Source organism: Oceanobacter sp. 4_MG-2023 (assembly GCF_030689165.1).
Lineage (GTDB): Bacteria > Pseudomonadota > Gammaproteobacteria > Pseudomonadales > Oceanobacteraceae > Oceanobacter.
In genome coordinates this window covers 16,961-29,756 of the sequence record NZ_JAUYVV010000015.1, presented here as the reverse complement: position 1 = coordinate 29,756, position 12,796 = coordinate 16,961, and the positions used below count along the sequence as shown (strand labels likewise).

General features: G+C 51.7%; 12 protein-coding genes. 5 read left to right on the top strand and 7 right to left on the bottom strand.

Features of this window, described 5'->3' with window-relative positions; all coding sequences use genetic code 11:
- Positions 1-93: 93 nt before the first annotated feature.
- Positions 94-954 carry a glutathione-dependent disulfide-bond oxidoreductase gene (gene yghU, locus Q8W24_RS11515; protein ID WP_305475358.1) on the bottom strand — a complete coding sequence of 287 codons (861 nt, stop codon included), beginning with the start codon at positions 952-954 and terminating at the stop codon, positions 94-96.
- A 319-nt stretch (positions 955-1,273) separates the two neighbouring features.
- Here yghU and Q8W24_RS11510 point away from each other — a divergent pair, with 319 nt between their 5' ends.
- The gene (locus tag Q8W24_RS11510; RefSeq protein ID WP_305414101.1) at positions 1,274-1,678 is read left to right on the top strand and encodes an STAS/SEC14 domain-containing protein; all 405 of its coding nucleotides are present in this window, start codon (positions 1,274-1,276) and stop codon (positions 1,676-1,678) included.
- A gap of 216 nt (positions 1,679-1,894) precedes the next feature.
- Here Q8W24_RS11510 and Q8W24_RS11505 read toward each other — a convergent pair whose 3' ends face one another.
- From Q8W24_RS11505 to Q8W24_RS11490, 4 genes are all read right to left on the bottom strand, one after another.
- The gene (locus tag Q8W24_RS11505) at positions 1,895-2,689 is read right to left on the bottom strand and encodes an amino acid ABC transporter ATP-binding protein (RefSeq protein WP_303434578.1); all 795 of its coding nucleotides are present in this window, start codon (positions 2,687-2,689) and stop codon (positions 1,895-1,897) included.
- Positions 2,690-2,706: 17 nt separating this feature from the next.
- Positions 2,707-3,852 (bottom strand): amino acid ABC transporter permease, encoded by a 1,146-nt coding sequence (locus Q8W24_RS11500; RefSeq protein ID WP_303434577.1) that lies wholly within the window; start codon positions 3,850-3,852, stop codon positions 2,707-2,709.
- A 2-nt stretch (positions 3,853-3,854) separates the two neighbouring features.
- Positions 3,855-5,051: an amino acid ABC transporter permease gene (locus Q8W24_RS11495; protein WP_305452903.1), complete on the bottom strand. Its 1,197-nt coding sequence runs from the start codon at positions 5,049-5,051 to the stop codon at positions 3,855-3,857.
- Between the two features lie 67 nt (positions 5,052-5,118).
- On the bottom strand, positions 5,119-6,132 hold the full coding sequence (locus tag Q8W24_RS11490) for an amino acid ABC transporter substrate-binding protein (protein ID WP_305475355.1): 1,014 nt from the start codon (positions 6,130-6,132) through the stop codon (positions 5,119-5,121).
- Between the two features lie 363 nt (positions 6,133-6,495).
- Between Q8W24_RS11490 and Q8W24_RS11485 the strand changes: the two genes are divergently transcribed.
- From Q8W24_RS11485 to Q8W24_RS11475, 3 genes are all read left to right on the top strand, one after another.
- Positions 6,496-6,924, top strand: a complete 429-nt coding sequence (locus Q8W24_RS11485) for a thioredoxin family protein (protein WP_303434574.1) — start codon at positions 6,496-6,498, stop codon at positions 6,922-6,924.
- 2 nt (positions 6,925-6,926) lie between these two features.
- Complete coding sequence (locus Q8W24_RS11480) at positions 6,927-7,631, top strand: cytochrome c biogenesis CcdA family protein (protein ID WP_305475354.1); 705 nt, start codon at positions 6,927-6,929, stop codon at positions 7,629-7,631.
- Positions 7,632-8,012: 381 nt separating this feature from the next.
- Entirely contained in the window at positions 8,013-8,804 is a 792-nt protein-coding gene (locus Q8W24_RS11475) for a sulfotransferase family 2 domain-containing protein (RefSeq protein WP_305475353.1), read from the top strand.
- 95 nt (positions 8,805-8,899) lie between these two features.
- On the opposite strand, the gene Q8W24_RS11470 is transcribed toward Q8W24_RS11475, so the two are convergent.
- On the bottom strand, positions 8,900-9,808 hold the full coding sequence (locus Q8W24_RS11470) for a M56 family metallopeptidase (protein ID WP_303434571.1): 909 nt from the start codon (positions 9,806-9,808) through the stop codon (positions 8,900-8,902).
- The gene (locus tag Q8W24_RS11465; protein ID WP_303434570.1) at positions 9,798-10,235 is read right to left on the bottom strand and encodes a BlaI/MecI/CopY family transcriptional regulator; all 438 of its coding nucleotides are present in this window, start codon (positions 10,233-10,235) and stop codon (positions 9,798-9,800) included. The genes Q8W24_RS11470 and Q8W24_RS11465 overlap by 11 nt, the downstream gene beginning before the upstream one ends.
- Before the next feature lie 279 nt (positions 10,236-10,514).
- Between Q8W24_RS11465 and Q8W24_RS11460 the strand changes: the two genes are divergently transcribed.
- Positions 10,515-12,641 carry a TonB-dependent receptor gene (locus tag Q8W24_RS11460; RefSeq protein WP_305475352.1) on the top strand — a complete coding sequence of 709 codons (2,127 nt, stop codon included), beginning with the start codon at positions 10,515-10,517 and terminating at the stop codon, positions 12,639-12,641.
- Positions 12,642-12,796: the final 155 nt, after the last annotated feature.

Genomic DNA, 12,796 nt, shown 5'->3' with positions numbered 1-12,796 from the left:
AGTGGTAAGATTACCACCATAAGAGAGGTGTACGGGATTATTGAACCACTACAACAGTGCCGTTTGTGTTTGTTAGAGCACTTCCGGCGGTTTTTATTTACCCGCGTTCAAAGCGGTATCAATATCGCTGGCGTTATGACGTTCTAACAGTTGTTCGTTTGGCTCACCAAAGTTGCGGTTGATAATACGGCCGCGTTTAACCGCCGGGCGTGCATCAATGGCTTTGGCCCAGCGCATCACGTGGGTGTAACCCTCGGCTTCAATAAATTCGGCGGCATCGTACAGGCGTCCGAGAATCAATGCGCCATACCAGGGCCAGATGGCGATATCGGCGATGGTATATTCGTCGCCACACATAAAGGTGTTGTGTGCCAGGTGCTGGTCGAGTACGTCGAGCTGACGTTTGATTTCCATGGTGAAGCGGTTGATGGGGTATTCAAATTTTTCTGGGGCGTAGGCGTAAAAATGACCAAAGCCACCGCCCAGCATGGGGGCACTGCCCATTTGCCAGAATAACCAGTTAAAGCATTCGGTACGGCCGGCGGCATCGGTGGGAATAAAGGCATCAAACTTTTCGGCCAGGTACATCAGGATGGAGCCGGATTCAAATACTCGTTGTGGTGGTGTGACGCTGTAATCCAGTAGCGCTGGAATTTTGGAGTTCGGATTAACGTCGACAAAACCGGAACTGAACTGGTCGCCATCAACAATCTGGATCATCCAGGCGTCGTATTCTGCGGCGGTTTTTCCTGCTGCCAGCAGCTCTTCCAGCATTACGGTGATCTTGATGCCGTTAGGTGTTCCCATGGAGTAAAGCTGCAATGGGTGTTCACCCCGAGGCAATTCCTTGTCGTGAGTGGCTCCGGCTACCGGGCGGTTTATACTGGCAAACTTGCCGCCATTGCCAGGTTCCCAGGTCCAGACATTGGGAGGCGTATAGGTCGTATCGCTCATGATTCAGTCTCCATCGACAGGGTAAAAGTGTACAGGGGACATCCATTTAATCCGGTGCTCACTCTGGGCTACCGGATGGTTTCGAATCACGAAGCCGACTTGCGGGCCTGACGGGTCAAGTCACAAGTCGGCGACACTCGCGCAGAGCCGTGCAGGATTAAATAGATGTCCCCTACAGTGTATGAAGTTAGCGGGGTTTGACTACGGTGCTTTCTGGCACGATGAGTTGCAGTTGGCTTGATGCAGCTGCTTGTGGTCGTTTTATTCTTGGGTAATCTGATACTTATCTCTTCATGACTGCCTGATCAAGGAGGCTGCAATGACGCGTAAACAGCATGGGTTATCGATTGGAATCAACCGTGAAAATGAGCGGTTTTTTATCTCTCTCAAGGCTCAGGGAATCCTGACGCATCGCGATTATGAAACCATTACTCCGTTGCTGGATGGGGCGCTGGCGGAAGTCAATGATCCCAAGGTCAGAATCATGATCGATGGTTCCGAATTTGAAGGCTGGGAGTTACAGGCCGCCTGGGATGATCTCAAACTGGGGTTGAAGCACGGCTCCGAATTTGAGCGGATTGCCATTTATGGTAATGCCGACTGGCAGCAGTGGATTGCCAGAATTGCCAGTTGGTTTATTGCTGGGGAAGTGCGCTTTTTTGATAATTATATCGATGCGCTGGATTGGCTCTGTGATAACAAGGTGGGTGCAACCAGGAAATAAACCCAGGAAATAAACCCAGGAAATAAACCCACGATAGGGTGGTGTCGGTATGCTGTGTCTGGTTTGTCTTTGTTACGACTGGGCCACCAGGGTTCGGGCGCTGTGACGCTATCAGGCGGGAGGCCGAAGCCAGGGATACAAAGAATAAAAGGATAGCCAGCGTTGGTATTGATCAGCGTGATGGGCTGCAATGCAGCCCATCGAGCGAGGGTTTGATCAGTGCTGCAGTACCTGGCTGAGGAACAGCTGCAAGCGATCGGTTTCTGGTTGTTCGAAAAACTCAACCGGTGTGTTTTCTTCAACGATTTCGCCACCGTCCATAAAGATCACACGGTCAGCCACTTTTTTGGCAAAGCCCATTTCATGGGTAACACACAGCATGGTCATGCCTTCATCCGCCAGTTCGACCATCACGTCGAGCACTTCCTTGACCATTTCCGGGTCGAGGGCGGAGGTGGGTTCGTCAAACAGCATGATTTCTGGTGCCATACACAGTGACCGGGCAATCGCTACCCGCTGTTGCTGACCGCCAGACAGTTGGCCTGGGTATTTCAGCGCCTGTTCTGCAATCTTGACCCGTTCCAGATAGTTCATCGCCATGGCTTCTGCTTCGGCCTTGGGCTTTTTTTGCACCCAGATCGGCCCGAGGGTCAGGTTTTCCAGAATGGTCAGGTGTGGGAACAGGTTAAAATGCTGGAACACCATACCGACATCGTGACGAATGGCTTCAATGTTTTTGACGTCATCGATCATTTCGATGCCGTTGACGATCAGCGCGCCGCGCTGGAATTCTTCCAGGCGGTTGATGCAGCGGATCATGGTCGATTTACCCGAGCCGGAGGGGCCACAGATAACGATACGTTCGCCTTTCTTGACGGTGAAATTAATGTCCTTGAGAACATGAAAATCACCGTACCACTTGTTCAGGCTGGCCAGGGTGATGACATCGCCGGGAGCCTGTATCGGCGCTGTGCCCTGAGAGACGTTGCTGTTGTTCAGATTGGTACTCATCGCTTGGTTTCCGTAAGTCAGGACTTGTGGCTGGTGTCTAGTTTGCGTTCAATGCGGGTGGCGACCATCGACATGCTGAAACAGCAGATCCAGTAAATCACCGCAACAAACAGGTACGCTTCGGTGGAGAAGCCACCCAGCCAGTTGGAATTGGTAAGGGCATTTTGGGCTGTACTGAGAATTTCAAAAATACCAATGATCATCAGGAAGGTGGTGTTTTTGAACAGCATGACCGAGGTGGCCAGAATATTCGGCATGGAGACCTTGATCACCTGCGGCAAAATCACCAGCAAGGTGGTTTGCCAGTAGCTCAGGCCAATGGCGGCAGAGGCTTCATACTGTCCGGATGGAATCGCCTGAAAACCACCGCGATACACTTCGGCCATATACCCCGCCATAAACAGCGTCAGTACGATCCAGACCCGCAACAGTTTGTCGACGTTGGTGCCTTCCGGGAAGAACAGCGGCAACATGACCGAGCCCATAAAGAACAGTGCCAGTACCGGTACGCCACGGAAAAATTCGATCAGTACCACACAGATGCTGCGGGCCATAGGCATATTGGAACGTCGTCCCAGAGCCCATAGAAACCCCAGTGGCATCCCCAGAATAATACTGGCAGACGCCAGGAACAGGTTGAGAGAAAAACCACCCCAGTAGGCGGTGCTGACGTATTCCAGACCCAGTAAACGGCCATCAAGAATGATAATGGCCATAAAGGGGAAGGCCAGCAGCAACATGATATCGACCTTGTTGCGCAGTTTCGGTGGCAACCAGTAAGGGGAGGATAATACGGCCCCTAGCAATATCAGGCTGAGATTGACCCGCCACAGGCTGGCATCCGGATAGTTGCCATACATCAGCGGTTGTATCCAGACCTTGATAAATACCCAACAGGCACCGTCGCCAGTACAGGCATCCTGGGTCTGGCCACTGATATGGGCTGAAATAAACAGCCAGTCGGCCAATGCCGGGATAAATGACCCCAGCAATGCCAGCAGAACCAGAGTGATGGCACTGTTCAGTGGCGAGGAGAACAGGTTGTTCTTGAGCCAGGCTTGTTTGCCAACAACGGTAACGGGCGCTGGCTCAGCGGCTTTGGGATGAAAGATACGACCGCCAGTTGGCGTTGTGGTATCAGAGGGTACGACCGGGTGACTCATGGTTATTTCCTCTCTGCCAGGCTGACTTTGCTGTTGAACCAGTTCATGGTGAACGAAATGGTCATATTGATGGCGAAGTAGACGGCCAGAGTCATAAAGACAATTTCAATGGCTTGCCCAGTCTGGTTCAGGCTGGTACCGACAAAGACGGTAAACAAGTCGGGATAGCCGATGGCTGTTGCCAGGGTCGAGTTTTTCACCAGCGACTGATATTCGCTGTTGAGCATGGGCACAATAACCCGCATGGCTTGTGGTACAACGATCAACTTCATGATCTGGCTGTCTTTCAGGCCGATACTGCGTGCGGCTTCGGTCTGGCCATGAGGCACGGCCTGGATTCCGGCGCGCACGGCTTCGGCAATAAAGGCACCGGTATAGATACTCAGGGCAACCGCCAGTGCCATCAGTTCGGGGATAACGGTGATGCCACCACGGAAGTTGAAGCCTTTTAATTGCGGGTAATCCAGCGTGAAAGGAATACCGGACAACAGAGTTGCCAGTAGTGGCAAACCGATCAGCAAGGCCAGTGACAGACGTAATACCGGCAGTTGTACACCTTCCAGTTCCTGTTTGCGTTTGGCCCAGCGGTACAGGGCAAAAATACCGATGATGGCCGCAACGATCGAGCCGTACACCAGACCGGCACCGGGTTCGCTAATCAGCTTGGGCAAATACAGCCCGCGGATATTCAGGAAAAAAGCGTCTCCAAGGCTGTAACTGTTACGGGCGCTGGGTAACGCCGCCAGGACAGCGAAGTACCAAAAGAAAATTTGCAGCAGCAGAGGGATGTTGCGGAATATTTCGACGTACACCACTGACAGGCGCTGTACCAGCCAGTTGCTGGAAAAATAGGCAACACCCATCAAAAAGCCGATGATGGTGGACAGCACAATACCAATGGCACCGACCAGTATGGTGTTGAGCAAGCCAACAATAAATGTATCGAAGTAGGTATGGGTGGCGTCGTAATCCACCAGGGTCATCAGAATGTCGAAGCCGGCCGTGGTGCTGAGGAAATCAAAGCCGGTCTGAATACCCCGGGATTCCATATTGGCGAGGGTATTGCTGATGATCAGAAATACAAGATATCCGATCCCGATTACCAGGAGCAGCTGGTAAAACAAGGCACGGAAACGGGGGTTATTATAAAACGCGGGAGCCGAGCCCGCAGGCTGGGTAGGGCGCGTACCGTTGGTCATAGGTCTCTCTCTGTATCCGGTAAAACGCATTCACCCGCCAAAAGGCGGGTGAATGTCATCGTGGCGATCAGCGGATCGGGTTGGAATACATAATGCCGCCCTTGTTCCACTGGGCGTTGAGGCCGCGGGCAATTTTCAGTGGTGAGCCAGAGCCGACGTTACGCTCGAAGACTTCACTGTAGTTACCTACTTGAGAGACGATGTTATAGGCCCACTTGGCGTCAAGGCCCAGTTTGGAGCCTGCGTCGCCGGTGTTACCCAGCAGACGTTGTTGTTCCGGTGTACCGGACTTGGCCAGTTTGGATGCCGTGCTGCTGGTGACATTGAGGAATTCAGCTTCAATCAAGGCAGCCAGTGACCATTTCACAACGTTGAACCAGGCGTCGTCACCCTGACGTACTACGGGTCCGAGAGGTTCTTTGGAGATGACTTCTGGCAATACCATGGCGCTTGATGGCTTTTTCAGGCCAATACGCAGGGCATACAGCTGGGATTGGTCGGAAGTCAGTACGTCACAGCGGCCACTTTCAAAACCGGAACGGGTCTGGTCGGAGGTATCAAAGGTGATCGCGGTGTATTTCATGCCGTGGGCGCGGAAATAATCCGCCAGGTTCAGTTCGGTAGTTGTACCGGCCTGAATACAAACCGCAGCACCGTCAAGGTCGTTCACGCTGCTGACGCCGAGGCTTTTCGAAACCATAAAGCCCTGGCCATCGTAGTAGTTGACACCGGCAAAGTTCAGGCCCAGTGATACGTCACGGGTCAGGGTCCAGGTGGTGTTACGGGACAGCATATCGACTTCGCCAGATTGCAGCGCGGTAAAACGCTCCTTGGCGGTCAGTGGCTTGTACTGAACCTTGTCAGCGTCACCCAGTACGGCAGCAGCAACGGCGCGACAGACATCAACGTCGATACCGCTCCACTTGCCTTTTTCATCTTTTTGAGAGAAACCGGCCAGTCCAGTGCTGACACCACAGGATACGGAACCTCGTTTCTGTACATCTTCCAGCGTTCCGGCTTGTGCTGTCATAGAAAGACCGAGTACGAGGCCTGTTGCAGCCATCGTCACTTGTTTCAACATAGTGTGCTCCCTGTGTGAGTAGTATCGAGTAATAAAAGCGTTTGCTTGCTTCGCTCTGTTATTCAATAAAAGTGCCAATAAGTTACTGTTGCTCAAATAATGCACTGAAATCGTTCATGACCCCTTGTGATCAGCATCGTGGCTAGGTCGGCAAAATACAATGGGCAATACAAGACGCAGTTCTGGCATTTTTATCCAGAACTGTACTGGCTATGCATTAATTCTGGGCGATCGGGATTGTTTTTTGCCCTGTTTTGGAGCGATTTTTTTTGTGGGGTTTTTGCGTTGAAGCAGGAATTACCTGTAAGAAAACAGTCTGATAAACGACTGTAAAGTAAATTCCCTGACTACAAGAGTATGTTTATGTCCCGTTCTGTTAACTTCCTGCGCTCGACGACGAGCCGGAATAACTGGCTATTGATGGCTTGTCTGGCATTTTTTTCCCATTGGGCCACCGCCGCCGAAGGCCTGTTTGAACCCTTCACACAAGAGCGGTTTGAGGCACTGGTCGAGCAGCAAGCCCCGGTGCTGGTTGATATTCATGCGGTGTGGTGTCCGACCTGCAAGTTGCAGGGCGAAGTACTGTCTGCCTTCCAGAAAGAGCATGCCCAGTGTGATCTGACCATTTTACAGGTCGACTTTGATGATCAAAAAGAATGGGTGCGTCATTTCAAGGCACCACGGCAGTCCACTTTTGTGTTGTATACCGGCGGTGAACGTAGCTGGTTCAGTGTCGCTGAAACACGGCAAAATGTGATCACAGATGCCTTGAAACAACGGATCGGCTGCTGATCATGCTGGAGTTTTCGTCGATTCCACTGGCATTTGTTGCCGGTATGCTCAGCATTCTTTCTCCTTGTGTCTGGCCACTATTGCCGATGACTGTCGGGGTTGCCCGTGCCAATGGCAAGATGGGCGTGCTGGCGATGGGAGCCGGGCTCAGTCTGGCGTTTGCGATTGCCGGTTCGCTGCTGACCTTTGTATTGGTCAGTCTGGGTCTGGACCCGGAACTGTTCCGTTACTTCTCGGCGGCACTGTTGATTGTGATGGGGCTGATTCTGGTGATCCGGCCGTTGGCGGATGCGCTGACTCTGCGTTTGTCGATGTGGATGTCGCGACGCAATATCAACAGCGCCAAACTCGACTGGATGGGGCCATTTGGCACTGGTTTGTTAACCGGTATTGTCTGGTTGCCCTGTGTGGGGCCAACGTTGGGAGCGGCGATTGCACTGGCGTCGGTAGGGCAGGATCTGGCATTGGCCTTTGTGATTATGCTGGCCTTTGGTTTGGGAACCGCAGCGGTAATGATCGTTGCCGGGCTGACCTCATCGGCGGCATTACGACGGTTGAATAACCGGATGATTTCCGGTGGTCGTGCTGGCAAATACCTGTTGGGCAGCATGATGCTGTTGCTGGGTCTGTCGGTGCTGTTGGGGATCGACAAACTGGCAGAACGCTGGGCGGTGGGCTGGTTGCCGACCTGGATGGTCAGTTTCTGAAGATGGACACCCACTTGAATGCACTTGAATTGATGGACTAATGCTGAAGGTGGACACCCACTAACGCTCTTGAATGGATACCCATTGGAAGGATGAAATATAGGTATCTGTTTAATAGTGGGTGTCCGGCTTGTTTTTATCCGGCTTATTCGCTTGTTTATTCATGAAAATCCCAGAAATTACTGCTGAATCTTACAAATAAAATGTTGGATGGCAATTAAAGAATAGAACCAATAACCACAAGTTGAAATAGATTTTCTCGGATTTATTTCGTTCGGCTGGCTCTATTGTAAAAAGATGGCTTGATTATCAGGAATGTATTATGTAAATTCTTGTGATTTTATTTTAAAATAAATTACTCGAACCAGAATCAGGATTATTATGTCATTGTTTAAATACTCATCTGGAAGTCAGCTATCCCTGCCGAAAAATGATCAACACCAGTTTGCGATGCAACATGCAATGACGTTGTTTCATGCTAATGCTATTTATAGTTTTATACCTAAAAATGGCTGTTCAACTATGCGTCTATCTGTTGCTGTCGCTAATGGTTGTATTGATGGAATAGAGCAAGGCCATTGGATACATAATAATAATGGTACATTTATACCTTCTTTGGCAGAAGCAGTGCGAGCCAACTATAAATTTGTTGTTTTACGTTGCCCGTTCAGGCGCCTGGCAAGCGTTTTTCTTGATAAATTTGTTGCGAAAGAGATAAATGCCTGGATGTATCGGGATGTTCTGAATCGAAACATTGAATTAGATGATTTGACCTTTGAGTCATTTGTTTTATCTTTGCAAAAGAAAGATATTTTGAATAGTGATATTCACTGGTGTCAACAAAGTGATTTTTTATTGTATAAAGAATATTCTGATTATTTTTCTTTGGAGAATTTTTCCAAAGCGATAAGCACATTAAAAGAGAAGATTTCTCTTGACGTGATCGATGCTCGACCACTGACCATGCATGGTATTGATGGTTATGAACTATTGGATGATAAAGATTATAGTCAAATAAATGCTTTTGATATTTCGATATTAAAGAGGCAAGGAAAGTGCCCTAGTCCTGCTTCTTTATATACACCCAAGTTAATAGAGGTGGTAAAACGTGTTTATGCCAAAGACTTTACCCTTTATAAAAAAAGATGTGATGCCAGGGATTTGTTGTTTTAATTTCCTGCTGTGTCACGACTAAAGATGGACACCCATTTCAGCTGAATGTAGGCATCCTTTCAACAATGGGTGTCTGTTTATGAGTGGCGGATCACTCAGTGCAGAAACAGATAATCCAGCAGTGGGTGCAGCAACATCCCGAACAGCAATATTTGTACGATGGCCAACAGCGCCAGCAGGGTTGTCAGATAGCGGCCAGTTGCTGTCGACGCTGATGGCAGAACCGTTTCGGAAGCCAATGCTGGATCACTCGTCGCCATGCGATCGCGCAGATTGGTCAGCTCGTGTGGCTGAAAGCCTTGCTGCAACACCAGTTCGTCGGCGATATGTTCAGTTACTTGATGATACATGGATATTAATCGACGGCGGGTCTGTGGCAGCCAGCACCAAAGCAGCCGTTGCAGCAACCAGCGCCTGAGATTGTCGCGCCGCCATTGGTGGCTGTGTTCATGAATCAACACCAGTCGGCGTTCGCGTTCGGTCAGTTCATCAAACAAACCTTGTGACAGGTAAATCACCGGCTGCCAAAAGCCAACACACCAGGCCAGACGCTTTGTCGATGGCACCAGTCGAATATTGCGCTGGCGATCCAGAGTTGAAAGGTGCTGCATCAATTGCAGTTGCCGATGCCGCCGCTGTAACTGCCACAGGCGCGATCCCAGCACCATGGCCAATATCAGACTCAGGACCAGCAGGCTGTTAATTGCCGTTGCGGAATACTCAATCAGTTCTGGTGCATGGACGCCGCATAGATCACCGTGACAGTGAGGGATAAACCAGAAGCCAAGCCAGTCGGGATTGGCCAGCCAAAGGCCTGCACACAAGCCAACCATCCAGGGCATCAGGCTCCAATACCAGAGCCAGCGCTCTTGCTGGGCAGATGAGCTGGTGCCGAAACGTAACAGCCGGTCGGTGAGAAGGCTGCACAACCAGGCAGAGCCACAAAGCGCCACGGCTCCACCAAGAAATACATCGGTCAGTTCAGGAGCCAGATTATTGATCATTGCTTGGGTTGGCGGCTGAGGGGGTGTCTTGTTCCAGTGCCTGGCGCAACTGTCCTTGAGCCTCCGGAGTCGTGGCCGACAGATAGTCGACAAACCCGGCGACCAGTGCCTGGCCGTTGGCATCGCCGAGATCTGTAGCTATATCAGACAACAAACAGGCCACCAGATCAGCTTTCTGCAGCAGTGGCCGGTATAGATAGGAGCGGCCGCTTTTCTCCCGTGCCAGCAGGTGTTTGCGGTGCAGACGCTCAAGGGTACTCTGCACTGTACTGAGGCTGATGTTTTCTTGCTGTACTTGTAAAGACTGGGCTGATTGCGGACTCTGCTGCCAAAGCAGCTCCATCACCAGAATTTCCCGTTCACCCAGCGTTGGGGTGCGAGAGTGACAGCGATGAAAACCAAGCCAGCGTTTCAGTGAGACGGTCATAAAAGATTGAGTATTTTCCACTTAGTGACCCAATCTTACACCTTCCGTTGTTTGTTAAGGTGTTTGTTAAGGTGTTTTTTGCTGCCAGCCCCAGACTGGAGCTGGTGTTAGCGGAGAGACGCACCTGGAAAGCAAATCTGGAAAGCAAATCTTTAATAACCGATGACCAACACCGAGCTGTTATCGGTATTGGCCTGTAATGCTTCAATCACCCGGATAACACTGTCCACACCGTGGCTGGCAAGCCGTTGCAAGCACGGCCGTAATCCGGGAATCTTTATGAATCGTAAACGCTCCGCCTCTATTTATTCAGCGGTTAATACACTGCTTGTCTTGCCGCAGGCTGTGGTATTGGCCTGTTTGTCAGCGATGGTCCATGCGCATGGCAGCGACATGGACGATAGCTATCATGACCTGGAAAGTATTCATGTGTTTGGCCGCAAACCTATGCTGGGAGAGGCCATTTCTGCTTCCGAAGGGTACGTTGATCAGGATGCCATTGAGGTGCGCCCGTTGCTGCGCACCGGTGAAGTGCTGGAACTGGTCCCCGGCATGGTGGTGACCCAACACAGTGGTTCGGGCAAGGCCAACCAGTATTTCCTGCGGGGGTTTAATCTTGACCATGGCACTGACTTTGCCGTGTTGGTAGACGAGATGCCGGTCAATATGCGCAGTCACGGCCATGGTCAGGGTTACACCGACCTGAATTTCCTGATTCCTGAAGCAATTCAATCGCTGGAATACCAGAAGGGCAGTTACGACGCCAGCATTGGTGACTTCAGTAGCTCCGGCAACGCAGCGTTCACGACGGCTTCCCGGCTGGATAAGGGCCTCGCCAAAATCACCCTGGGGCAGGATGCCTATCAGCGCGGCTTGCTGATGGACAGTGTTAACACCGGTACGGGGGACTTCTTCTACGCCCTGGAAAAACAGGGTTACGATGGCCCCTGGACGGATGTGAGCGAAGACATTGATAAAACCAATGTATGGCTGAAATACCGCCAGCCGCTAGCCGGTGGCGACTGGTCGATCAGCCTGATGGGTTACGACAACCAATGGAACAGCGCCGATCAGATCCCGGAACGGGCAGTGGCCAGCGGCCAGATTGATGAACTGGGTTCACTTGACGACACTGTCGGCGGCAAGAGTGACCGCTACAGCATCAATAGCCAATGGCAAAGCGCCAACCTGAGCCTGTCGGCCTACGCTATTCGCTACAATATGAACCTGTGGTCGAACTTCACTTATTACCTGGATGACAGCGACAATGGTGATCAGTTTGAACAGGTCGATCATCGCTGGATCTACGGCGGCCAGATCGAATATCGGCAGCAATCCGAGCTGGCCGGTGTGGTTGCCAGTACCCGCATCGGGGCGGACTACCAGCTTGATGATATTGATGAAGTGGGTCTGTATCACACCACTGAACGCCAGCGCCTTGGTACCATTCGCAGCGACGCAGTGACCCAGCAAAGCCTGGGCTTGTTTGCCGATACCACGCTGTACTGGAACGAGCAATGGCGCACCATGATTGGCGTACGTTACGACTACTTTGATTTTGACGTAGACAGCCGGGTGGATGTGAACCAGAACGGCGTTGATCTGAGCGCCAACAGCGGCACTGCGGATGATACTAACCTGTCGTTGAAAAGCAGCCTGGTCTACGCACCGGATCAAAACCGGGAAATCTATCTGTCGATCGGGCAAGGGCTGCACTCCAACGATGCGCGCGGTACCACTATTCAGGTGGATCCGGCGGATGGCAGCGCCGTTGATGCCGTTGATCCACTGGTGGACTCCATCGGTTATGAGCTGGGCGTGCGTGGTCTGATAGCCGAACGCCTGAATGCTTCACTGGTGTTGTGGCAACTGGATCTTGATAGCGAGCTGCTGTTTGTTGGTGACGCCGGTAACACGGAAGCCACCCGGTCATCACGCAGGCAAGGGATAGAAATGACCGGCTACCTCAACCTTACCGAAGCCTGGAACGCCGACCTGGAGTACGCTTATACCCGCGCCCGCTTTCGCGACAGCTCGGATGATGGCGACTACATTCCGGGTGCTCCGGAATCCGTTGCTCAGGCTGGCTTGACCTATATTGGCGCGACGCCGTCCGCTCAGCCATGGTCTGGCAGCTTGCGTATGCGCTACATTGGCCCTCGTGCGTTGCTTGAAGATAACTCGGAACGGGCAGGCAGCAACCTGGTGCTTAATGCCGCCACACAGCTGGAGTTACAGAGTTGGCAGTTTGGTCTGGAAGTGCTCAATCTGCTCGATAGCGATGACCATGACATCGACTACTGGTACGAAAGCCAGCTGGCTGGAGAAAGCGAAGCGCAGGAAGGCTTGCACTACCATGTGATGGAGCCGCGCACGGTACGGATGAGTGCGGCACTGATGTTTTAACGGCGGGGTTGCTGGAGGGGCTGGAGACTGGGACTGTTATTGCGATGCGGCTGCTCCGCTGATGGGCAGCCGTGTTTTGAGTCCATCCTGATTTGGGTGTCCCGGTTGTTTCCCTCTGGTTATTTCCCGCTCCGGTTATTCCAGAGTGAAATGGC